The sequence below is a fragment of the Teichococcus aerophilus genome (assembly GCF_014490485.1).
In the GTDB taxonomy this organism is placed as follows: domain Bacteria; phylum Pseudomonadota; class Alphaproteobacteria; order Acetobacterales; family Acetobacteraceae; genus Pseudoroseomonas; species Pseudoroseomonas aerophila.
The window spans coordinates 1-20,579 of the sequence record NZ_JACTVA010000035.1 but is presented as its reverse complement, the minus strand read 5'-3'; the positions used below and the strand labels follow the sequence as shown (position 1 = coordinate 20,579).

Here is a 20,579-nt window from a genome sequence, read left to right as displayed (position 1 = left end):
AGCGGCGGGAAGCGCGAATCATCCCTGGAGCGAATCGAGGAAAGGCGGGGCGGTGCGTCCAGGTCGGAACGCGTGTTGCGGGGGTGGGGCCTTCACGCCCCCGCACGCGCCCCGCGCCGTACCTGGAATGCCAGCAGCAGCGCGCAGCAGGCGATCAGCGTACCGGCGATGCTGATGCCGGGCAGGCCCGCCACGGCGATGGCGATGCCACCCGCCGCCGCGCCGCTGGCCTGGCCGAGATAGACGCCGGATGCATTGGCGGCCAGCACGACGCCCCGCGCATCCGGCGCCAACGCGATCAGGCGGGACTGGACGACGGGCATCATGGCGAAGATGGCCATCGAGGAAACCAGCAGCGCCAGCCCCTGCGCGGCGATGGCCAGCATGCTGCCCTGCAGGAAGCCGAGCAGCAGGGAAGCCTGCAATGCCTGCGCGGCCACGATGGCCGCTGGTACCAGCCAGACGGTATGGACGCCCGCCTTCTCGTACATCCGCGTGCCCAGCGGCAGCCCGAAGATGGAAGCGACGCCGGAGAGCGCCTGCATCAACCCGACGCCGCCGCCGCTCAACCCGCTGACGGCATTCACCGCCGGGCCGATATAGGCCGAGGTGGCGAAGGAGCTGGTGAAGCAGAAATAGGCCAACCCGATGGCCGGCAGCACGCCGCCGCGCCGCAGCACGCCGAGGCTGGCGCCGCCCCGGCCCTCGCCCGGCACCTCCGGCAGTGCCATGCGGATGGCCAGGGCGCTGGCGGCGCAGAGCACGGTGGTCAGCCCGAAGGCGCCGTGCCAGCCGAAGGTGGCCCCGGCGACGGAGCCCAGCGGAATGCCCAGCAGAAACGCCGCCGTGGTGCCGCCGATGACCAATGCCAACGCCCGCGCACGTTTCTCCGGTGGCGCCAACACCACGGCAACGGCGCTGGCGGAGGGGACGATCAGCGCCGCCGCCATGCCGCACAGCACCCGCAGCAACAGCAGCGCCCCGAAGCTGGGCGCCAGCGCCATGCCGAGATTGAGCAGCGCCATGGCGGAAAGCGCCCCGACCATCAGCCGCCGGCGCGGCACCCGCGCGCACAACGCCGCCAATGGAATGGCCGAAAGTCCATAGGCCAGCGCGAAAGCGGTGCCGAGCTGCCCGACGTGGGCGACGGCGACGCCCAGGTCGTGCGACATCTCATTCAGCAGGCCGGCATAGACGAAGGACTGGGTGGAGGTGGCGAAGGACGCGGCGGCCAGGACAGGTACTCGGCCCATGCCGCGCGAAAAGGATGACGCTGAAATGGCCGCACGCTCCGCCAATGCTATGATGCCACGGTGGCACCGGGCCGTTGTGCAGTGCAAGGCCCGTGCCGAGATGGACGAAGCGCCTGAGGGCGCCCACATTCGACCTAACTTCTTGAGGGAGAGCCGCCATGAGCGTTGCCGACGTCACCCCCCGCGCCGCCTGGGACTCGCTGCGAACGGACCATGACGCGGTGCTGATCGATGTCCGCACCGACGCCGAGTGGAACTTCGTCGGCCTGCCGGACCTCACGGAAGCCGGTAAGCAGCCTGTGCTGATCCCCTGGCAGGTCTATCCGTCCATGCAGGTGAACGCGGCCTTCTCCGAACACCTGCGCAAGGCGGGCGTGACGCCGCTGAACAAGCTGTATTTCCTGTGCCGCTCCGGTGCCCGCAGCCTGGCGGCCGGGCAGGCGGCGCAGGCCGCCGGCTTCCCCAACGCATTCAACGTGGCGGACGGGTTTGAGGGGCCGCCGGATGCCAGTGGCCATCGCGGCAGCGTGGCGGGCTGGAAGGCCGAGGGGCTGCCCTGGCGCCAGCGCTAAGCAGCCACGGGGGAGCGCGCGGAAGATTGACCCGCGCGCGATCCCTCTGGCCTTTAGCGATAACGGGGCCGCCTGTTCCGCTGGCTTAGCTGGCGTGGGCCTTGCGTGTTGCCGCCGCCTTCTTGGCACTGGCGGAACGCGCGGCGGCGGAGCGGGAGGCCGAGGCCTGGCCACCAGCCTTGCCGCCCTTGTGGGACGCGGCGTTGCTGGAGGGATGCCCACGGCCGGAACCGCTCTTCTTCCCGCCGCCCTCGTCCTTGTTCACTGTCGCCCAGGCGCGCCGCTCGGCCTCGCCTTCCGGAACGCCGCGGGCCTCGTAGCCTTCTTCGATATGCTCGGCCTTGCGCTTCTGCTTGTCGGTATAGGCAGACTTGTCACCACGGGGCACGGCGTCCTCCTTCCGTTGCATGAAGGACAAACGCTGTGGGGCGCGCCGGGTTCCCCAGCCGTCCGGCCCAGCGGCGCTCGCTGCCGCGGGGCCTTCACGCAAGCGGCCGATTTGGCGTCTGTTTCAAAAGCCTGCCGGGTCAGGCGCGGCGGCGGTCTTTTCCGCACCAGATGTGTCGGCGGCTTGGCCCAATGTCCCTGCATTGGTCCAAGCCACCTCCGTGCTGGCACGAAAAACTCCGGCCGCGCCTTTAGCCAGCAGACTTCTGAAATAGTCTCTTAGCTGCAGCGCGGCTCGTGCGGCGTGGCGTCGTAGCCGGCCAGGCCGGGAACACCATAGCCGGGGAATACCGTGTTCTCGGCATCGTCCGGGCCGGGCTTCACGCCGAACCACTTCTCGGACAGCGCCGCCAGGCTACCGTCCTTCTTCATGCATTCCAGCACGTTCTCCACCGCATTGCGCAGTTCCGCATTGTCGCGGCGGAACGGCGCACCCCAATGCGCGCGGGTCTCCTTGATGACGAAGTCCGGCACGAAGTTCGGCGTGCGCGTGGCGGCGTAGCGGATGACGGTGTTGCCGCCGAGCGTGGCATAGGCGCGGCCGGCCAGCACCGCCTGCACGGCATCCGGCTGGCTCTCGAAGGTCTGAGCCGTGAAGCCGTACTTGGCCGCGTTCGCCTGCGCCCACGCGTCGTAGGCGGAACCCTTGTTCACGGCGATGACCTTGCCGCGCAGTTCCTCCAGGCTGGTGATCGGCGTGGTGCCCTTGCGGATGCCGAACTGGAAGGCGGTGTACAGGTAGCCCTCGGTGAACAGCAGGTTCTCCGCCCGCTCCGCCGTGACCGTCACCGGCGCCGCCAGGAAGTCGTAGCGGCCTGCATTCAAAGCAGGCACCAGGCCGGAGAAGCTGGCACTGTCGATGGTGATGGGCCGGCCGAGACGGCGCGCGACCTCGGTGAACAGATCCACGTTGAAGCCCTGCACGCCGCCATCCAACTTGGGGAAGGCATGCGGGGCAAAGGTGCCGTCCACCGCCGTCCGCAGCGGCTGCTGCGCGGAAGCAGGGGTCGCCAACAGCCCGAAGGCCAGCGGCGCGGCAAGAAGGCAGGCAAGGAAACGCATCGTTCAAAGACTCCTGGCGGCCAAGTTCGCCGCGATGGTGGCGCTGGCCAGCGCCGATTGCCAGCAAGAAGCGTGCAACATCCGAAGGGAAACGGGAAGGAAATGTCCCTAAGGCCGACGTTTGCCGCAAAAAATATCCTTCGGTGCAGGGCACGCGTGGGCTTGGGGCGGGGGGTGAAGGCCGGGGAAGGAATTCCCCGGACCCCTTCTTTATTTTCTGGGAGTTGGGGTGGCGCCGTAGGAATGAGAGCGGACGCAGCAGCTGATATTCAAAATGGGCCCACAAGGACTGAACCGTCAGTCGCCAGAGGTCTAGAACCTCCGGCGCACCCAGCCGTCTCTCAGACCCGCCCTCTCAACGCCTACTTGGCAAAACTCGAAAAAAGGAAAGATGGGGTCCGGGGAATTCCTTCCCCGGCCTGCCTCCATCCCCCTGTCACCCGGTCACCCGGGCCCGCAATGGCAACAGCAGAAACGCGGCGAGCCCGGCGACGCAGCCGGAGCCGACCAGCAGGCCGGTCGCGGGCAGTGCGGCAATGAAGGGTGCCGCCACGGCGGGTGCGGCGGCCTGGGCCAGCAGCACCGGCAGCGCGATCCAGCCGAGCAGGGCGGCGTAGCCGTTGGGGCCGAAGACCAGCATGGGCAGCGTACCGCGGTTGATGGTGAGGATGCCGTTGCTCATCCCATAGAGCAGCGCGAAGCCGAAGGCGGCAAACGGGCTACCGGAGAGCAGCAGCAATGCGCCCGCTGGAAACAGCAGCGCCCCCAGCCTCGCCCGCCACAATGTGCCGATGCGCGGCGCCAACTGCCATTCCAGCAGGCGCCCTGCCACCTGGCCGGGGCCGATCAGCATGGCGGCGGCCAGAGCCTGGCCGGGGCTGAGGCCGAGCCCGGCCATCAATGGCAGGACATGCGCCGCCATGGCGGAGGTGATGAACCAGCGGAGGGTGAAGAAGCTGCCCATGCAAGCCAGCATCACCGCCCTGAGACGGTGGGCGGCCGTTGGGCCGGTTGTGGCGGCGGCCGGGGCGGGCGGCTGCGGCGGCGCTTGGGGTACGGCCCACAGCACCAGTGGCAGGTTCACGGCCAACTGCACCAGGGCATAGACAACCAGCACGCCGCGCCAGTCCAGCAGGCCGAGCAGCGCCATGCCGGCCGGCCAGCCCAGCGTGCTGGCAAAGCCGCCGAGCAGCGAGATGCCGGTGATGGCCGGTGCCACGCCAACGCCGAGCAAGGTGCCGGCCGTGGCGAAAGCGGCATCGTACAGCCCCAGCGCCATGCCGATTCCGAGCACCGCCCAGCCCAGATACCAGCCGCCCACACCTTGTGCCCAGGCCAGCAGCAGCAAGCCCAGCCCCAGCACCACCGTGCTGGCCGCCAATGAGAAGCGGCCGCCATGCTGGCCGATCCATCGGCCAACATGTGGCGCGCAGAGGCCGGTGATCAGCAGCGCGCAGGAAAACCCGCCCATCAGCAGGGCGGTGGAGACGCCCATTTCCGCCGCCGCCGCCCCGGCGATGACAGCCGGCACATAGAAGCTGGTGGCCCAGGAGAGCAGCTGGTTGACCCCCAGTGCCCAAGCCAGGCGGCGGACCGGTACTGGGTTCTCAGGCATCGCGGGGCTGTGGGGGCGTGGTGGCGCCGGCGCCGAGGCGGCGCTGGAACAGCACGCAATCCAGCCATCGCCCATGCTTGTAGCCGACGGTCTCCAACGTGCCGACGCAGCGGAAGCCATGGCGCTGATGCAGCCGGATGGAGGATGCGTTGGCGCTATCCCCCACCACCGCCATCATCTGCCGGAAGCCGCGTGCCTCGCAGGTCTCGATGAGGGCCGCCAGCAGCATGGAGCCGATGCCGAGCCCAAAGGCATCCGGCCGCAGATAGACCGAATCCTCCACCGTGTTGCGGTAGGCCACGCGCGGCCGATAGGCACCGGCATAGGCGTAGCCAAGGACGTCGCCGCCGCGCTCGGCCACCAGATACGGGTACTCCTGGTCCAGCAGCGCGGACCGGCGCCGGGCCATCTCCGCCTCCGCCGGTGGTTCCGTCTCGAAGGAGGCGCTGCCGTACAGCACGTGGTGGCGGTAGATGGCGGTGATGGCGCCGAGATCGGCGTCAGCGACGGGGCGGATGGTGGTCTGGGTCACGTTCGATCTGGCCATGGAGGGTGCCGGCCCATGGTCGGGCTGCCAGGCCGTATCGGAAAGAAAGTTTTCTGAATGCGCCGCATCAGAATAAGTTTGCCTTATGGACACCCCGACGTTGCGCCAGCTTCGCACCTTCATCGCCGCCATCGATCTCGGCAGCGTCACGGAAGCCGCGCGCTCCCTCAACCTGACCCAGCCCGCCGCCAGCCAGCAGTTGCGGGAGATGGAGCGCATCCTTGGCGCCCGCTTGCTGGACCGGGCGGAGGGACGCGTGGTGCCGACCGCCGCCGGCCTGGCCATCCTGGAACCCGCCCGCCGCGCCCAGGCCGCCGCCATCGAAGTCACCACCGCCGCGCTCGCCTGCCGCTCCGGCGATTTCGGCCGGGTGCGGTTGGGCACCGGGGCCACCGCCTGCATCCACCTGCTGCCACCGGTGCTGGAGGCAGCGCGTCGGCGCATGCCGGGGCTGGAGATCCTGGTCGTCATCGGCAACACGCCGGAGATGCTGCGCCGGGTGGAGGAAGGCAGCCTGGATGCCGGCCTGGTCACGATGCCGCGCAGCCTCAGCCGCAGCCTGGCGCGCATCCCGCTGCGGCGGGACGGCCTCGTGGCGCTGGTGCCGCGCGGCAGCCTGGGGGAAGGGCCGCTGACCCCTTCCCAACTGGCGGGGCTGCCGCTGATTCTCTACGAGGCCGGCGGCGATACGCGCGGGATCGTCGACGCCTGGTTCCGCAAGGCCGGGGTGGCACCGAAGCCAATCATGGAACTGGGCAGCGTGGAGGCCATCAAGGTGCTGGTGGGCGGCGGCCTTGGTGCGTCCGTCCTCCCTGGGTTGGCGCTGCCGGAGGACGTGCCGGGCGCCGAACGCCGCCCGCTACGTCCGGCGACCTCGCGGGAACTCGTGCTGGTGATGCGGAAGGAAAAGGTGCTGGACCGCGGGCTGCGGGTGATGTCGGAGGCGTTGCAGGACGCGGGCTGAGGGTGCGCCGCTTTTCATGCCGCGGTGGGAGAAGGCCGGTGAAGGAATTCCCCGGGCCCCTTCTTTTTTGCGAGTTGTGTGGCGTGGCTGTGGGGGAGGGTCGTTCGGTTGAAAGAGGGCTGGGCTGGGCCGAGACGGGTATCGGGCGGCGGCGACGCCTTCAGCCGGCACTGCCTGCCGCAGCAACCGGCAGCCGCCTCACCAAAGCACGGATGGCCTCTCGCACAGCCCAACGCGAAGAAAAGAAGATGGGGGCTGGGGAATTGCTTCCCCAGCCTTCCATCAACCGTGCCCCGTCAGGCCGCCTTCGCCGCGAACTCCGGATACAGTCCGAGCAGCCCGGCTTCGGAGGCATCGCAGCGCCCGCGTTCGGTGATCAGCCCCGTCACCAGCCGGGCCGGCGTCACGTCGAACGCCGGGTTGGCGCCGGCGCTGCCGGGGGCGGCGGTACGGACCGTCACCACCTTGCCATCGGCCGTCTGGCCCGTCACGGTCAGCACTTCCTCGGCGGCGCGCTCCTCGATCGGGATCTCGCGCAGGCCGTCCCGCACGGACATGTCCAGCGTGGAGTGCGGCAGCGCCACCCAGAAGGGCACGTTGTTGTCGTGGCAGGCCAGCGCCTTCAGGTAAGTACCGATCTTGTTGGCCACATCGCCATGGCGCGTCACCCGGTCGGTGCCCACCAGCACGATGTCCACCTGCCCATGCTGCATCAGGTGACCACCGGCATTGTCGGCGATCACGGTATGCGGCACGCCGTGCTTGCCGAGCTCCCACGCCGTCAGCGCCGAGCCCTGGTTGCGCGGGCGGGTCTCGTCCACCCACACATGCACCGGAATGCCGGCATCGTGCGCCTGGTAGATGACGGAGAGCGCCGTGCCGTAATCGACCGTCGCGATCCAGCCGGTGTTGCAGTGGGTCAGGATATTGACCGGCTGCCCGGGCTTGCGGGCGGCGATGTCCTGGATCAGCGGCAGGCCGTGCTGGCCGATGCTGCGGCAGGTCTCGACGTCATCCTCCGCGATGGCGGCGGCGGCATCGTAGGCAGCCTGGGCGCGCGCGGCCGGGGCCACCGGGCGCAGCGCCGCCAGCATGCGGGCCAGGGCCCAGCGGAGGTTGATCGCGGTCGGCCGCGTCTCGCCCAACATGGCGGCGACGCTTTCCAGCGCGGCGTCGGAGGCATCGCGGCGCAATGCCAGCGCCAGCCCGTAGGCGGCGACGGCGCCGATCAGCGGTGCGCCGCGCACCTGCATGGATTTGATGGCGTGCGCCACCTGCTGCTCATCCGTCAGGCGCAGGATGTCCACGGTCCAGGGCAGGCGGGTCTGGTCCAGGATACGGACGGACCAGCCATCCTCGTCTACCCAGACGCTGCGATAGGCGACGCCGTCGATCTTCATGGCAAGGCTCCGTCCGTGGAGGGCCGCGCGGTGCGGGCGGGGCAGGGGGTCTCAGGCCCGGCATATAGGGTGTTTTCGCGCGCTTCGTCATGCCCATCGCAAAGGTGAGCTCTGCGCGCGATCCTCTGATGTGACAGAGCTTGAACCGGGCGGCAGCATCCGCCGCATGTCAGACAGCGACTCGCGGCCCGCGCCCGCACCGGCGGCCGGCATCGCCGCCGCCCGCATGATCATCGGCCTGTTGCAGGGCGTGGCAGGCTACGGGCTGTGGCGCCTGCTGGCGGACGACCCGGCACCTTGGCTGCTGCGCAACCCCAAGGGGTTTACGCTGCTCTGCCTGCTGGTAGCCTTCCTGCCGCTGACGGTGCTGCTGGGGCTGGGCCATCTGCGCCGCCGCGTATTGGCCGGCTGGGTGCTGACGGCCGGGGTGGTGATTGTGCTGATGGGCTCGCACGACCTGCGGCAGAATAGCAGCGGCGGCCTGGCCGAGCCGTCGCTGCAACTCATGCTGTCCCTGCTGCCGATGCTGTTCGTGGCGCATAACCTGGTCGCCGCCGCCGACGCCTCCCGCCATTGGTGGCCGGGCTATGGCGCCTGTTTCGAGGCCGCGTGGCGCTCCGCCATTCAATTGCTGCTGGGCATCGCCTTTGTCGCCGCCTTCTGGGCGGTGTACCGGCTGGGGGCCTCGCTGTTCCAGGTCATCGGCATCGGGTGGCTGGACCGGCTGGCGGAGGAGGCCCCGTTCGTCATCGTCGTCACCACCACAGTGGGCGCTGCCGCGCTGCACCTGGCCGATGCGCAGGACCGGCTGACACGTGGGGTGCGCATCCTGGGGTTGACGCTGCTGGGCTGGCTGACGCCGCTGCTGGCGGGGCTGACCACCTGCTTCCTGCTGGCGCTGCCCTTCACCGGGCTGACCCCGCTGTGGGAAACGGGCTATGGCGGGCCGCTGCTGATGACGGCCGCCGCCACGCTGGTGGTGCTGATCAACGCCGTGCACCAGGACGGCCATGCCGGGGCGCTGCCGTTGCTGCGCTGGTCCGCCCGGCTGGCCTGCTGGGTGCTGCCGGTGCTGGTGGCGCTGGCCGCCTGGGGCCTGTGGCTGCGCATTGGCCAATACGGGCTGACGCGGAACCGGGTGATCAGCGTCGCAGTGGTCCTGGTGCTGGCCTGCTATGCCGTGCCCTACGCGCTGGCGGCCCTGCGGCCGCGGATGCGGCTGCTGGAGCCCGCCAACATCGCAGTCGCCGGCATCGCCGTTTTGGTGGTGCTGGGGCTGAACACTCCGTTGGCCGACCCCAACCGGCTGGCCGTCAACAGCCAGGTAGCCCGGCTGCTGGATGGCAAGGTGCCGGTGGAGGCCTTCGACTTTCGCTTCCTGCAGGATTTTTCCCGCCGCTACGGCCGGCGGGCCCTGCAGGCGCTGACGCAGCACCCCGACCCGGCCATCGCCACGGCAGCGCGGCGCCAGGCCGAGCCGCCGCCGGATTCCGTCGTGGAGACACCCTCGCGGCCGCGCCTGGTGCCCTACCCGGCCGAGGCGGAGATCCCGCCCGGAATCGTGGCGTCCATGCAGGGCCAGTCCGCGTTCTGCCGCATCACCGATTGCGTCGCGACGCCGGTTGACCTGGAAGGCAACGGGCAGCGGGCGTGGCTGGTCGGCCCTGCCGGGCAGAGCTTCCTGGTGTTCCAGCAGATGGAAGGCGAGTGGCGGCGCACCGGCTCCTTCAACACCGGCAATTGCGGCCGGGAGGTAGCAGCCGGCATCCTGGCCGGCGAGTTGCGGCTGCTGCCGCCGCGCTGGCAGGAGGTCGAGGTCGCCGGCCGCCGCCTGCCGCCGAGCGGCTATACGCCCTACTGCGACTAGAGGCGCGAGAGACGCTGGGTAGCAGCGTTGCACCGATTGGTCGGGCCAGGACTAGGGGAGAATTAATTCTCCCCCGGACCCCCACTCCTTTTCTTTCTGTTCATCCAAGAGGTGCTGGCGAAGCGGGCCTTCTGCACGAGAAACCGTCCTGGCGCACGCGTGACTACAGCGGCCACATCTGAAACTGACAGAGAAAAGGAGGGGGTTCGGGGGAGTTCACTCCCCCGACCTTCCCACGCCATCTCTCCGGGGCACGCGTGCCACCCCCGCTCTATAGCGGGCGGTTTCAGATCCGCTGGTGCAGGGCGCAGACCAGGGTGAACAGGCGCCGCGCCGTTTCGAAATCCAGCTCCACGCGGCCGTGCAGGCGGCGGGCCAGCAGCTCGGCCCCTTCGTTGTGCAGGCCGCGCCGCCCCATGTCGATGGCCTGGATGCTGGACTCGTTGCCGCCCTCGGTCACCGCCCGCTCATGGCTTTCGACCACCATGTGGTAGTCCTTGATCAGCCGGCGGAACGGGCCGAGCGCCAGCATCAGCGCGTGCAGCGGCTGGTCGGCGGTGTCGCGGATGTCGAAGATCAGCCGGCCCTCGCGCAGCGAGAGATGCAGCGCATAGGGGCCGCCGGGCAGCCCTTCCGGGTCGAACCGGTTGGCCATCAGCAGGTCGGCCACGGCCTGGGTCCGGTCCGCCTCGGCATAGGGGCTGGGCAGCGGCGCGCTGTCCGGCAGCTCGATCCGCTCCAGCCGCTGGCTGGGGGCGGCGTTCATCTCGGGCTCAGGCATCGCCATCGGCCCGGGCGGAGGGGCGGGGCGCGATGGTGGCCTCCGCCGTGTCCCCCAACGGACCCAGCCGCAGCATCCAGCCCAGCACCGCGCCCTTCACCGGCCGCAGCATCAAGGTGCAAATGATGGTGAACAGCGGCAGCCAGAGCGCCATGTGCAGCCACATCGGCGGCATCCAGGTCTTTTCGACCCAGAAGATCACCGGCACCAGCAGGTGGCCGACCAGGAAGATGACGATATAGGGCGGCGCGTCATCGGCATGGATATGCGCGAAGGCCGCGCCACAGCGGTCGCAAGCCGGGGCGATGGTCAGGAAGCCGGCGAACAGCTTGCCCTCCCCGCAGACCGGGCAGCGGCCGCGCAGGCCTCGGCGGATCATGGTCATGAACGGGGGAAGCTCGGTCCCGCGGGGCTCGGCCGCGCGATCCGGTTCCCACCGCCTCAGTGGCTGGCTGGTCATGCGGTGTTCCTGGAAGGCGTTCCTGGACCCTACCCGGTGCAGTCTCCTGGGTGGGCCTTCTGATTTGTGCAACGCAATATCGTTCATTTCGCCCCCGCAGATCAAGGCTTGCGAGAGGGGCTTGCGACAGGGCAGCGGGGCAGGGACAAAGGTCAGATGGCAAGCCGCATCCTCGTCATCAACCCGAATTGCTCGCACAGCTGCACTGCCGGCATCGCGCAATCCCTGGCCCCCTTCGCCGCGCCGCCCGGCGCGGACGGGCGGCGCCCGCCGTTCGAGGTGGTTTCCCTGCCCGGCGGCCCGCCGGCGATCGCCACCTGGCGGGACTGGTTCAGCGTGGCGGAGCCGCTCTGCCAGATGGTGGAGCGGGAAGCCGCCCTGGCCTACATCATCGCCTGCGTGTCCGACCCCGCGATCGACGTACTGCGGACGGTGACGTCGCGGCCGGTGATCGGCCCGTTCCGCTCCGCCGTGGCGTCTGCCCTGGTCAGGGCGGAGCGCTTCGGCATCATCGCCTTCGTCGAGGCCTCCAAGGCAAGGCAGCGCAAGGTGCTGCAATCCATGGGCGTCGAGTCCCGCCTGGCGGCCAGCATCGCGCTGAACCTGCCGATGGAGACGCTGACCGACCCCACCGCCGCCCGCGCCGCATTGTGCGACACCGCGAGGGCGCTGGTTGCGGCCGGCAGTGAGGCCGTCATCCTGGGTTGTGCCGGCATGGCCGGGCATCGCGCGGCGGTGGAAGATGCGGCCGGCGTGCCGGTGATCGAGCCGTGCCAGGCGGCCGCCGCGCAGGCGCTGCTGGCGCTGGCGTAAAGTTCAGCCCCGCTGGGCGTGGTTTTCGGCGAGAATGGAGGCCCCTGCACGCCACGGCGCAACTCGCCGGGCGCTCATGGTTTCCCCATGACTGCTTGGATAGGCCCCCATGCTCGCCTTGGACGATAATTACGATACCTGGAGCCTGAAGCCCCGCGTGGGGCTGGGGGACATTCATTTCGGCATGACGCGTGGCGATGTGGGGAGCTTTTCCCAAAGCATCGGCGGGGTCAGCCGTGAACGTGCCGGGGACGATCTGGCCGAGCATGCCGAGGAAAGCCTACAGGCCTTCGCCAATCTGCTGGAGCCGGAGGAGATCACGGCGGCGGTGGACGCCATGCGGGAAGCCGCGCCCCTGCAGGCCAACCTGGTGACCGAGCAACGGGAAAGCGGGCTGATCCTGGATTACCGGGACGGCCGGCTGTGCGAGATGATCGCGCCGAGGCTGTGCTACCGCCTCAGCGTCGGCGGTGTGCGGTTGTTCGGCGTGTCGCCGCTGGAAGCCATTGCGGCCGTGCAGCGGGCGACGGGGGAGGCGCCGCTGATCAACCGCTCCTTCGTCATGTTCCCGGAGAGCCTTGTCGTTCTGTGCGATTTCGTCCGGCAGGATGGCCATGGCGGCATCGAGGTCGCCGGCGAGGGCAGCGACGATTTCGACGAGATGTCGGTCTCCTGGCGCTCACTCCCCTTTGGCCCGGGCGAGGAGTGGGGCGGGTTCGAGCCACTCCACCTGCCTTAAGGCAGACCCCCCAGATCCGGCATGCAGGCGGAGAGTGGCGGCACCGGGCCACCGTGACCTGCGGCCTGATGCCGAATGGCGCATCGGTCCGGGATAGCGCGCCTGACCAGCTTCGTGGGCACCTTGGCTACGGTCGGCGCCAGCCGTCGTTTCGCAGCCTCTTCGGCCCGGCGACGAGGCGATGGAGAAGGGCGGCGGACCGACCTTCTCCAAACCGTTTCACTCCCCGGCCAGCTCCTGTTCCACCAGGCTCGACCAGAAGGCGATGCCGGTTGGCAGGATGGCGTCGTTGAAATTGTAGCGCGGGTGGTGGGTGGCGAAGTTTTCCTTCGACATGTCCACCTGGCCGAGGCGGATGAAGCAGCCCGGCACCGTGTTGGCCATGTAGGCGAAATCCTCGCCGCCCATGGTGGGCGGGCGCTCCCGCACCAGCCTTGCCTCGCCGGCCATGGCGGCGGCGGCCAGCTGCGCGCGTTCCACCGCGGAATCGGTATTCACCACCGGCGGGTAGCCCCGCGCGTAGCGGATCTCCACCTGGGTGCCATGGGCGGTGGCGGTGGCGGTGATGACGTTGCGCAACTGCTCCTCTACCGCATCCCGCGTCTCCGGCAGCAGGGTGCGCACGGTGCCGGTGATCGTCACCTCTTCCGGGATGACGTTGCGCGCGGTGCCGCCATGCACGGTGCAGAGCGAGATGACGGCGGAATCCAGCGGGTCCGTATGCCGGCTGACCACGGTCTGCGCCGCGACGATGATATGCGCCGCCGCCACCACCGGGTCGATCGCGGTATGCGGCCGCGCGGCGTGGCCGCCCATGCCCTTCACCACGATGTCGATGGAATCGGCCGCCGCGTTGGTGGTGCCACGGGTGATGACGAAAGTGCCGGCCTCGGTGCGCGAGTCATTGTGGATGCCGAAGACGGCATCGCAGGGGAAGCGGTCGAACAGCCCTTCCTTCACCATCACCTCGCCGCCGCCGCCATCCTCCTCGGCCGGCTGGAAGATGAAGTGGACGGTGCCGTCGAAGTTCTTCGTCTCCGCCAGGTACTTGGCGGCGCCGAGCAGCATGGAGGTATGCCCGTCATGCCCGCAGGCATGCATCTTGCCCGGTGTCTGGCTGGCATAGGGCAGGCCGGTGATCTCCTGCATCGGCAGCGCGTCCATGTCGGCGCGCAGGCCGATGGCGCGCGGGCTGTTGGCGCCACGCCCATCGCCCGCTGCCGCGCGGCCGCCGCGCAGCGTGCCGACCAGCCCCGTGCCGGCGATGCCGCGCGTTACCTCGATGCCCCAGGACTCCAGCTTGGCGGCGACGAGGTCGCTGGTGCGGTGTTCCTGGAAGGCCAGTTCCGGGTGGGCGTGGATATCGCGCCGCCACTCGGTCGCCTCGGCGGCGATGGCGGCAACGCGGGCGTCGGTTTCTTTCGGCATGCAGCAGGCTCCACGGTCAGCAAGTCGGGACCGGGATGCTCCGCCCATGACGGCGTGATGACAAGATGGCGGCGGCGTTAATCGTCATCATTGTCGCGGCGCCTCGTTCCCCACAACGCCATCCCCGCACAGCAGGTCAGCGGCGGAGTCTCCTCACCCTTCCCAGCGTGGCTGCGGGCGTTCGATGGCGCCATCGATTGTCCGGTCAGACAGGTCGAGCGACGTGTCCAACGCATCCAGCCGCGCGGTGAACGCGGCGCGCAACGCGGCCTTGCGATCCTCCGGCAGCCAGCTGGCGTCGATGCCGTTCAGGCTCAGGCGGCGCGCATCGGCGGGCTGCCAGCCGGTGGCGGCGAACAGCGTGCGCCAGCAATGGCCCATGGTGGTGTGGAAGAAGGTGGGGTCGTCCGTGCCCAGCACGATCGTCAGCCCGGCCTCGTACATCCGCTTGATGCGCTGCTGGCGCGGCCCGCGATTGGGCAGGATCGAGGACCAGCAGGCCATGGTGAAGGGCACGCCTTCCGCCGCCGCGCGGGCGGTGATGGCCGGGTCCGCCAGCATGTTGTAGCCGTGGTCCAGCCGGTCGCAGCCCAGCGCATCCCGGCAATGGGTGAAGTGGGTGGGCGGGCCTTCGAAGAGGGTCTGGTTATCCTCGCAGACATGCGCGGTGCGGCGGAAGCCGGCGCGTCCGGCGCGGCGCCAGGCTTCCACCCACACCAGCGGCGGGCCGGCGCGTTCCGCGCCATCCAGCCCGATGCCGACCACCTTCTCGCGCGGGTGTTGCTGCATCCAGTCCAGCATCTCCAGCGCCTCGGACGGCAGGCACACGCTGCGGTCGATGCAGGCGATCAGCAGCGCGGAGGTGCCGAACGCGGCTTCCGCCCGCGCCAGGCCGTCCAGCAACCCGTCGACGATCTCGGGGTAGGTGGCGCCGTTGGGCGTGTAGTAATGCGGGTTGAAGAAGATCTCGGCATGGCGGACGTTGCCGTGCCGGTGCAGATCCTCGATGCATTCATAGGCGATGCGGGCGAATTCCTCCCGCCGCCGCACCGCCAGAGCGCCGAGGCGCAGGATTTCCAGGAAGCCATAGAAATCCGGCCACTGGTACAGCGTCTCTGCCGGGCGCGGCAGGCGCACGCCATTGGCTGCCGCCAGTTCCACCAGAGTGGTGGCGCGCACCGCGCCGGCGATGTGGAGGTGCAACTCCACCTTCGGCACCAGGTCCAGATAATCGGAATAGCTCAGCATGGCGCTCACCGGGCGCCGCGCCCGATGTTCCAGAGGAACATGGCCGGGCCGGTCGGCACGTCGGTCAGCTCGGCCCGCCAGGCGGAGGCGGCGACGAACTGGCCAAGCGGCATGTAGAAGCCGGCCTCGGCGGCGCGGGCGTGGATCGCCTCGGCCAGAGTCTTGCGCTCGGCCTCGCTGTTGGCGGCGGCGAAGGCGGCGCGCAGCCGCTCCACCTCCGCATCCTCCGGCCAGCCGGCGAAGCCCGCCGGGCCGGGGCCGGCGCCGTTCAGGTAGACGTTCTGCAGCGGCGTTTGCATGTCCGGCACGGTGTTGGTGGTGTGGAAGATGTTCCAGCCTTCCGGCCGCGCCCGGCGGCCGAAGAAGGTGTTCAGGTCCATGCTCTGCATGTCCACCTTGAAGCCGAGGCGGGTCAGCAGGTCCTGCGTCACCAGGCCGAGCGAGGCGATGCCCGGCGCATCGGCCGGATGCAGGATGACGACGGGCACGGAGAGATCGGCGCCGCTCTCGGCCAGCAGGCGGCGTGCGGCTTCCAGGTCCGGCTTGGCCGGCATGCCGGCATTGGTCTCGTAGGGCGTGCCGCAGCCGTAGAAGCTGCGGCATTCCCGGCCGAACTCGGCGCGGCCGGCGACGCCGGGCAGGTAGTCCGCCTGGTCCACCGCCATCATCACCGCGCGGCGCACCTTCGGGTTGTCGAAAGGGGGCAGGCGGTGGTTGAAGCGCAGGATGCCCTGGTAGCCGAACGGGCTGACCACCTGCACCTTCACCTGCCGGTTGCGCTCCAGGATCGGCAGCACGTCGGCGGGCAGGCGCTCCAGGTAATCCACCTCGCCCGTGGTCAGCGCGCTCACCTGGCTGGAGACATCCGGCATGGCGATCAGTTCCACCCGGTCGAAGCGCGGGTGCTTGCCGCCGCTGGCCCAGACGGAAGGCTCCGGGCGCGGCTTGTAGGCGGCGTGGCGGGCCAGGACGATGCGGTCGCCCGGCCGGTACTCCTCCGCCACGAAGCGATAGGGGCCGGAGCCGACGGGCTCGGTGATCGGCCGGGTGGCCGGCGTCTCGGCCAGGCGCTTCGGCATGATCATCGGCACCATGGCGCCGGGCTTGGCCAGGGCTTCCAGCACCAGGCCGAAGGGCTGGCTCAGCACCAGGCGGAAGGTGGCGGCGTCCACCGGCTCCAGCGTGCCGGTAGCCCGTAGCAGCAGGCCGCCCAGCGCATCCCGCGCGCCCCAGCGGCGCAGGCTGGCGACGCAATCCTCGGCGGTGACGGGGCTGCCATCGTGGAACACCAGGCCTTCGCGCAGGGTGAAGGTCCAGGTCAGCCCGTCCTCGCTGCGCTGCCAGCGCTCCACCATCTGCGGCTGCGGGCGCCACTGGTCATCGACGGCGAAGAGCGTGTCGAATACCAGGTAGGAGAAGTCGCGCGCGGTGAAGCTGGTGGTGAAATGCGGGTCGAGGATGGTGGTCAGGGTTTCCGGCACCACCCGCAGCGTCCGGGCCCGTGCGTCACTGCCCTGTGCGAAGGCGGGGGCGGACGCCAGCGCGGGCGCGAGGACAGCGGACAGGAAACTGCGGCGGTGCATGACGAAAACCCTTGGCGTGTGATGGAGCGAATTCATGTCAGCGCGGAAGCCGGCCGCTCATGCCGGCTTCCGTCTCGTCTCGCGGCCGCGGCCGGCCGCGCCTAGTCGGTTACTCGGCGGCCTTGGCGGCGGGCGCCCACTCGGCGGGCGCCACGCTGCCGGTCTGCTCCAGGATGCGGCCATAGGCCTCGACCCGGCGATGCGCGGCGAAGTTGAAGATCGTCGTGCGGCCCAGATTGCACATGTCGAGGTCGCAATCAGCGACAATCAGCTCGTCATCCCAGCTTGTCGCCTCAGCCATGATCTGGCCCTGCGGGTTGACGATGATGGAATTGCCGAACAGCTCGCACCCATCCTCCACGCCCGCCTTGGCGACGGCGACGCCGAAGGTGGCGTTCTGGTAGCAGCCGGCCTGGATGGAGAGATGGCTGTGCGCCACGCGCAGGTGATGCGCCTCGAACCCCTTGGCGTCCTGGTTGATGGAGGGCGTGTTGTAGCCCAGCATCACCAGCTCCACCTGCTGCAGGCCCATCACGCGCCAGGATTCCGGCCAGCGGCGGTCATTGCAGATCATCATGCCGATATTCACCGGGCCGGCCTGGCCGATCGGCGCCCGCACGACCGGGAAGCCGAGATTGCCGACCTCGAAGTAGCGCTTCTCCAGGTGCTGCACCTTGCGCGCGGGGTCGAATTCCTTGTGCCCGGGCAGGTGCACCTTGCGGTACTTCAGCACCACCTCGCCCGAGGGATGCACGTAGATGGCGGTGTTGAAGTGGCGCTTGCGCACCACCCCGGTCTCGTCCGCCTCGTAGGCGATCTCGCCATAGCCGAGGTGGAAGCCGATATTGTACTTCCGCGCGGCCTCGAACAGCGGCGCCGTCTCGTTGGACGGCATCGCGCTCTCGTACCAATGGTCGGCGTTGTTGATGTCTTCCTCGTACCAGCGCGGGAAGAAGGTGGTCAGCGCCAGCTCGGGGAACACCACGACTTCGGCACCGCGCTTGTGCGCGGTCTCCATCAGCCGCACCAGGCGGGCGACGACCACGTCGCGCCCCTCCGCCTTCTGGATGGGGCCGAGCTGGGCGGCTGCGACGGTGAGACGACGGGTCATGCTGTGGTCACTCCTTCAGACGGGCGCGAAGGCCGGGACCCGGCGGCCGCCGGAGGTGGCGACGCCAGGGCCGGCCGTTGCCTGGCCGCGCGATAAGCCCGGCCGATGCTTCGCACCTTGGGCGGTCACGCTCTAGCAAACCGGATGCCAGGAACTCGGTGGCGAGTATGCGAGGGGACGGCGAGGGAAGGAATTCCTGCCGGCCATCTTTTTCATGGGATTTTTGCGGTGCGCGGCCTGCCACGGCTCGGGAGGGGCAGGAGAAGGAAGGCCGGGGAAGGAATTCCCCGGACCCCATCTTCTTCTACGAGTCCGCGGGCTGCGGCGGGAGGCGAGCACGGGTCAGACGTGTCAGGCGGGGCGGTGTGCGGGCCCGGGTCACCGAGGGCGCAGGCCAGGTCGCCTGGAAGGGAGAACAGGGATGCGAAGGAGGGTGCCTCCCACACCCCAGCCCCACTCAGTGGCTCGCGGCCGGCGGCATCGGGTCGATGAAATCCTCGCCGTGCTCGATTTGTGTCTCGGCGATGGCGCGCATGAAGGCATCGTCCCACGCGTCTTCCAGCGCATCCATCAGCGCCTCGGCCGCATCCTGGGTGCGCAGCAGGGCGATGCGCTCCTTCCCGGCGATCCAGACGGAGAATTCCTCGTCGCCTTCCTGGCGGATCTCGAACATCGGCTTGTTCCTGGTGGCTGGCGGTTCAGGGGTGGTGGCGGTGGCGCGGCCGGGGCCGCAGCACCTGGGACGTGCCGGACGGGGCCGGCACCGGGTCGTTCTGGTCCGGGATGCGCGGACGCAGCAGGATATAGGCGACGCGGCCGACCAGGGCGGCGAACAGCCCGCCGCCCAGCGCCAGCAACAGGGATGTTCCCGGCCCGGTCGCCCACACCCATAGCGCCAGCGCCAGGACGATGGAGAGGCAGATCAGGAACACCCGCATCGCGTGTCAGCCTTCGCCCAGATAGGTGTCGCGATGCTGGCGTGGCACGAAGCGGCCGGCGCCGGGGTTGGCCAGCACCGTCTCGCCATCCCACAGTTGGGTGCCGCGCAGGAAGGTGGCGGCGACGCGCGCCTTGATCTTGCGGCCGTGATAGGGCGACCAGCGGGTGGCCTCCCTGTCCTGGATGATGGCTTCGTCGAAGATGAAGTCGCCTTCCTGCATCACCAGCACGTCGGCGTCGGAGCCGACGCGCAGCGCGCCCTTCTTGGGGAACAGGCCGTGGAACTTCGCCGTCCGCTCAGACGCGTACTTCGCCATCAGCGTCAGCGGCAGCCCGCGTTCCACCAGCAGGGAGTAGAGGACCGGCGCGAAGGACTGCAGGCCGGTCAGCCCGGCGCCACAGGCGAAGATGTCGTCGCCCAGCTTCTTCTCGCGCGGCCAGGGGGCATGGTCCGTGGAGATGTAGGCGACCTTGCCGGCCAGCAGCGCCACCCACATGCGCTCCACTTCCTCGGCGGTGCGGAAGGGGGGGTTGCACTTGCCGAAGCCCTTGAGGCGGACCAGGTCCTCCTCCGTCATGCAGAGATACTGCAGGCAGGCCTCGCCGGTGGAAAGGCCGCCCTGGGCGCGGAAGCTCTCCGCGATGTCGAAGCCACGGGCGACCGAGGAGTGCGCGATGTGCACGTGCGCACCCGTCTCCATGCCGATCTCGAAGATCTCCAGATCCGCCATCGTCTCCGCCAGAGGCGGGCGGGTGCGGGCGTGCATGATCGGGTCGACGCGGCCGGAGGCCTTGGCCTCGGCGGTCAGCCGCTCCACCAGCTCCTGGTCCTCGTTGTGCAGTGCCACCATGAGGCCGGTCTTCGCGATCTCGCGGAAGGCGGCGACCATGGTGGGATGGTCGATGCGCGGGAAGCGCACCGCGTCGTATTCATAGGTGGAGAGTTTGAAGGAGCAGGCGCCAGCATCCGCCAGCCCGGCAATGGCATCGATGCCGCCCTGCTTGGTTATAGTGCCGTAGAGCGCGACATCGACATGCGAGGTGGCGTTTACCACCGCCACCTTCTCCGCGAAGATCTCCGCGTTGGTGACGGCGCGGGGCACATCGTAAGGCATGTCCACGCAGGTGGTGACGCCGCCGGCGGCGGCGGAGCGCGTCGCGCCCTCGATACCCGGCCAGCCCAGCGCGCTGCTGGTGTGCATGTGGCCATCGACCAGCCCCGGCAGCAGGGTGTGGCCGCTGAAGTCATGTACCTCGTTCGCCGGGGGAAGCTCTCCCTCGCCGATGGCCGCGATGGTCTCGCCCCGGATGGCGATGTAGCCGTCGGCGACGACACGATCGGGGAGGACGAGATTGCCGCGAAGCACGCGGTCATAAGGGAGAGTCATACTGCACACCGCCTTTGCACGTGGGACAGGCGGGCAGGATACCGTGGATCGCGCCGCTGCGCGATCCACCAACCGGGCTTAATCCGGTGCTCGGCGGGCGGGGCCCGGCGCCCCGTGCCGCTTACTGTGCGCCGGTTACTGGGCGCTGGGGGAGAGCACCATGCATGGGCCGCGCGTGGCGCGGCAGGTGCCACGCGCCGCATCGGCGGAGAGGCCGGTGACGCGGGCGCGCCAGAACCAGTTGCCGTTGACGCGCACCCGCTCCACCTCCGTGCGGCCGCCACGGCCGGCGGCCTTCTGCGCGGCGGTCTGCGCCGGGCCGCGCGCCGCGAAGGCGCCGACCTGCACGGCCCACTGGCCAG

The 20,579-nt window shown here is 69.5% G+C and carries 21 protein-coding genes; 5 read left to right on the top strand and 16 right to left on the bottom strand.

Features of this window, described 5'->3' with window-relative positions; all coding sequences use genetic code 11:
- Window positions 1–92 precede the first annotated feature (92 nt).
- Window positions 93–1,253, bottom strand: coding sequence for an MFS transporter (locus IBL26_RS17215; RefSeq protein WP_187785745.1), 1,161 nt, complete (start codon window positions 1,251–1,253; stop codon window positions 93–95).
- Window positions 1,254–1,411: 158 nt separating this feature from the next.
- Between IBL26_RS17215 and IBL26_RS17210 the strand changes: the two genes are divergently transcribed.
- Window positions 1,412–1,825, top strand: a complete 414-nt coding sequence (locus IBL26_RS17210) for a rhodanese-like domain-containing protein (protein ID WP_187785744.1) — start codon at window positions 1,412–1,414, stop codon at window positions 1,823–1,825.
- A gap of 85 nt (window positions 1,826–1,910) precedes the next feature.
- Here IBL26_RS17210 and IBL26_RS17205 read toward each other — a convergent pair whose 3' ends face one another.
- The 4 genes from IBL26_RS17205 to IBL26_RS17190 form a co-directional block, all read right to left on the bottom strand.
- Complete coding sequence (locus tag IBL26_RS17205) at window positions 1,911–2,213, bottom strand: plasmid stabilization protein (RefSeq protein ID WP_187785743.1); 303 nt, start codon at window positions 2,211–2,213, stop codon at window positions 1,911–1,913.
- A gap of 278 nt (window positions 2,214–2,491) precedes the next feature.
- A complete protein-coding gene (locus IBL26_RS17200) occupies window positions 2,492–3,334 on the bottom strand; it encodes a transporter substrate-binding domain-containing protein (RefSeq protein WP_187785742.1) in 843 nt (280 codons plus the stop codon).
- 436 nt (window positions 3,335–3,770) lie between these two features.
- Window positions 3,771–4,949, bottom strand: a complete 1,179-nt coding sequence (locus IBL26_RS17195; protein WP_187785741.1) for an MFS transporter — start codon at window positions 4,947–4,949, stop codon at window positions 3,771–3,773.
- Window positions 4,942–5,496 carry a GNAT family N-acetyltransferase gene (locus IBL26_RS17190; RefSeq protein WP_187785740.1) on the bottom strand — a complete coding sequence of 185 codons (555 nt, stop codon included), beginning with the start codon at window positions 5,494–5,496 and terminating at the stop codon, window positions 4,942–4,944. Before IBL26_RS17190 ends, IBL26_RS17195 begins: the two co-directional genes overlap by 8 nt.
- A gap of 85 nt (window positions 5,497–5,581) precedes the next feature.
- Here IBL26_RS17190 and IBL26_RS17185 point away from each other — a divergent pair, with 85 nt between their 5' ends.
- Entirely contained in the window at window positions 5,582–6,460 is an 879-nt protein-coding gene (locus IBL26_RS17185; RefSeq protein ID WP_187785739.1) for a LysR family transcriptional regulator, read from the top strand.
- Between the two features lie 296 nt (window positions 6,461–6,756).
- Here the strand turns inward: IBL26_RS17185 and mtnA are convergent, their stop codons facing one another.
- A complete protein-coding gene (gene mtnA / locus IBL26_RS17180) occupies window positions 6,757–7,860 on the bottom strand; it encodes an S-methyl-5-thioribose-1-phosphate isomerase (protein ID WP_187785738.1) in 1,104 nt (367 codons plus the stop codon).
- A gap of 166 nt (window positions 7,861–8,026) precedes the next feature.
- Here mtnA and IBL26_RS17175 point away from each other — a divergent pair, with 166 nt between their 5' ends.
- Window positions 8,027–9,727: a DUF4153 domain-containing protein gene (locus IBL26_RS17175; protein WP_187785737.1), complete on the top strand. Its 1,701-nt coding sequence runs from the start codon at window positions 8,027–8,029 to the stop codon at window positions 9,725–9,727.
- Between the two features lie 286 nt (window positions 9,728–10,013).
- On the opposite strand, the gene IBL26_RS17170 is transcribed toward IBL26_RS17175, so the two are convergent.
- Together IBL26_RS17170 and IBL26_RS17165 are read right to left on the bottom strand one after the other, a co-directional pair.
- A complete protein-coding gene (locus IBL26_RS17170) occupies window positions 10,014–10,493 on the bottom strand; it encodes a UPF0262 family protein (RefSeq protein WP_187785736.1) in 480 nt (159 codons plus the stop codon).
- 7 nt (window positions 10,494–10,500) lie between these two features.
- A complete protein-coding gene (locus IBL26_RS17165; protein WP_241749503.1) occupies window positions 10,501–10,893 on the bottom strand; it encodes a DUF983 domain-containing protein in 393 nt (130 codons plus the stop codon).
- Between the two features lie 231 nt (window positions 10,894–11,124).
- Between IBL26_RS17165 and IBL26_RS17160 the strand changes: the two genes are divergently transcribed.
- Both IBL26_RS17160 and IBL26_RS17155 read left to right on the top strand, forming a co-directional pair.
- On the top strand, window positions 11,125–11,781 hold the full coding sequence (locus IBL26_RS17160; protein ID WP_187785734.1) for an aspartate/glutamate racemase family protein: 657 nt from the start codon (window positions 11,125–11,127) through the stop codon (window positions 11,779–11,781).
- 109 nt (window positions 11,782–11,890) lie between these two features.
- Window positions 11,891–12,520: a hypothetical protein gene (locus IBL26_RS17155; protein WP_187785733.1), complete on the top strand. Its 630-nt coding sequence runs from the start codon at window positions 11,891–11,893 to the stop codon at window positions 12,518–12,520.
- Window positions 12,521–12,739: 219 nt separating this feature from the next.
- Here the strand turns inward: IBL26_RS17155 and IBL26_RS17150 are convergent, their stop codons facing one another.
- The 8 genes from IBL26_RS17150 to IBL26_RS17115 form a co-directional block, all read right to left on the bottom strand.
- Window positions 12,740–13,948: a M20 aminoacylase family protein gene (locus tag IBL26_RS17150; protein ID WP_187785732.1), complete on the bottom strand. Its 1,209-nt coding sequence runs from the start codon at window positions 13,946–13,948 to the stop codon at window positions 12,740–12,742.
- A gap of 153 nt (window positions 13,949–14,101) precedes the next feature.
- The gene (add, locus tag IBL26_RS17145) at window positions 14,102–15,196 is read right to left on the bottom strand and encodes an adenosine deaminase (RefSeq protein WP_187785731.1); all 1,095 of its coding nucleotides are present in this window, start codon (window positions 15,194–15,196) and stop codon (window positions 14,102–14,104) included.
- Between the two features lie 5 nt (window positions 15,197–15,201).
- On the bottom strand, window positions 15,202–16,779 hold the full coding sequence (locus tag IBL26_RS17140) for an ABC transporter substrate-binding protein (RefSeq protein ID WP_187785730.1): 1,578 nt from the start codon (window positions 16,777–16,779) through the stop codon (window positions 15,202–15,204).
- Between the two features lie 109 nt (window positions 16,780–16,888).
- The gene (locus tag IBL26_RS17135) at window positions 16,889–17,890 is read right to left on the bottom strand and encodes an N-carbamoyl-D-amino-acid hydrolase (RefSeq protein ID WP_187785729.1); all 1,002 of its coding nucleotides are present in this window, start codon (window positions 17,888–17,890) and stop codon (window positions 16,889–16,891) included.
- A gap of 457 nt (window positions 17,891–18,347) precedes the next feature.
- On the bottom strand, window positions 18,348–18,563 hold the full coding sequence (locus IBL26_RS17130; RefSeq protein ID WP_187785728.1) for a hypothetical protein: 216 nt from the start codon (window positions 18,561–18,563) through the stop codon (window positions 18,348–18,350).
- A 25-nt stretch (window positions 18,564–18,588) separates the two neighbouring features.
- Window positions 18,589–18,828 (bottom strand): hypothetical protein, encoded by a 240-nt coding sequence (locus tag IBL26_RS17125; protein ID WP_187785727.1) that lies wholly within the window; start codon window positions 18,826–18,828, stop codon window positions 18,589–18,591.
- Between the two features lie 6 nt (window positions 18,829–18,834).
- Window positions 18,835–20,217 (bottom strand): dihydroorotase, encoded by a 1,383-nt coding sequence (locus IBL26_RS17120; protein ID WP_187785726.1) that lies wholly within the window; start codon window positions 20,215–20,217, stop codon window positions 18,835–18,837.
- A gap of 135 nt (window positions 20,218–20,352) precedes the next feature.
- Window positions 20,353–20,579: SPOR domain-containing protein (locus IBL26_RS17115; protein ID WP_187785725.1), on the bottom strand; the 227-nt coding region annotated here is incomplete at its 5' end.

What these genes read in the sequence shown, in the direction of transcription:
- IBL26_RS17125 (WP_187785727.1), bottom strand. Translation starts at nt 18,828, where the DNA reads ATGCGGGTGTTCCTGATCTGCCTCTCCATCGTCCTGGCGCTGGCGCTA.
- IBL26_RS17200 (WP_187785742.1), bottom strand. Translation starts at nt 3,334, where the DNA reads ATGCGTTTCCTTGCCTGCCTTCTTGCCGCGCCGCTGGCCTTCGGGCTG.
- IBL26_RS17160 (WP_187785734.1), top strand. Translation starts at nt 11,125, where the DNA reads ATGGCAAGCCGCATCCTCGTCATCAACCCGAATTGCTCGCACAGCTGC.
- IBL26_RS17195 (WP_187785741.1), bottom strand. Translation starts at nt 4,949, where the DNA reads ATGCCTGAGAACCCAGTACCGGTCCGCCGCCTGGCTTGGGCACTGGGG.
- IBL26_RS17175 (WP_187785737.1), top strand. Translation starts at nt 8,027, where the DNA reads ATGTCAGACAGCGACTCGCGGCCCGCGCCCGCACCGGCGGCCGGCATC.
- IBL26_RS17215 (WP_187785745.1), bottom strand. Translation starts at nt 1,253, where the DNA reads ATGGGCCGAGTACCTGTCCTGGCCGCCGCGTCCTTCGCCACCTCCACC.
- IBL26_RS17190 (WP_187785740.1), bottom strand. Translation starts at nt 5,496, where the DNA reads ATGGCCAGATCGAACGTGACCCAGACCACCATCCGCCCCGTCGCTGAC.
- IBL26_RS17150 (WP_187785732.1), bottom strand. Translation starts at nt 13,948, where the DNA reads ATGCCGAAAGAAACCGACGCCCGCGTTGCCGCCATCGCCGCCGAGGCG.
- mtnA (WP_187785738.1), bottom strand. Translation starts at nt 7,860, where the DNA reads ATGAAGATCGACGGCGTCGCCTATCGCAGCGTCTGGGTAGACGAGGAT.
- IBL26_RS17155 (WP_187785733.1), top strand. Translation starts at nt 11,891, where the DNA reads ATGCTCGCCTTGGACGATAATTACGATACCTGGAGCCTGAAGCCCCGC.
- IBL26_RS17130 (WP_187785728.1), bottom strand. Translation starts at nt 18,563, where the DNA reads ATGTTCGAGATCCGCCAGGAAGGCGACGAGGAATTCTCCGTCTGGATC.
- IBL26_RS17120 (WP_187785726.1), bottom strand. Translation starts at nt 20,217, where the DNA reads ATGACTCTCCCTTATGACCGCGTGCTTCGCGGCAATCTCGTCCTCCCC.
- add (WP_187785731.1), bottom strand. Translation starts at nt 15,196, where the DNA reads ATGCTGAGCTATTCCGATTATCTGGACCTGGTGCCGAAGGTGGAGTTG.
- IBL26_RS17170 (WP_187785736.1), bottom strand. Translation starts at nt 10,493, where the DNA reads ATGAACGCCGCCCCCAGCCAGCGGCTGGAGCGGATCGAGCTGCCGGAC.
- IBL26_RS17165 (WP_241749503.1), bottom strand. Translation starts at nt 10,893, where the DNA reads ATGACCATGATCCGCCGAGGCCTGCGCGGCCGCTGCCCGGTCTGCGGG.
- IBL26_RS17135 (WP_187785729.1), bottom strand. Translation starts at nt 17,890, where the DNA reads ATGACCCGTCGTCTCACCGTCGCAGCCGCCCAGCTCGGCCCCATCCAG.
- IBL26_RS17210 (WP_187785744.1), top strand. Translation starts at nt 1,412, where the DNA reads ATGAGCGTTGCCGACGTCACCCCCCGCGCCGCCTGGGACTCGCTGCGA.
- IBL26_RS17140 (WP_187785730.1), bottom strand. Translation starts at nt 16,779, where the DNA reads ATGCACCGCCGCAGTTTCCTGTCCGCTGTCCTCGCGCCCGCGCTGGCG.
- IBL26_RS17185 (WP_187785739.1), top strand. Translation starts at nt 5,582, where the DNA reads ATGGACACCCCGACGTTGCGCCAGCTTCGCACCTTCATCGCCGCCATC.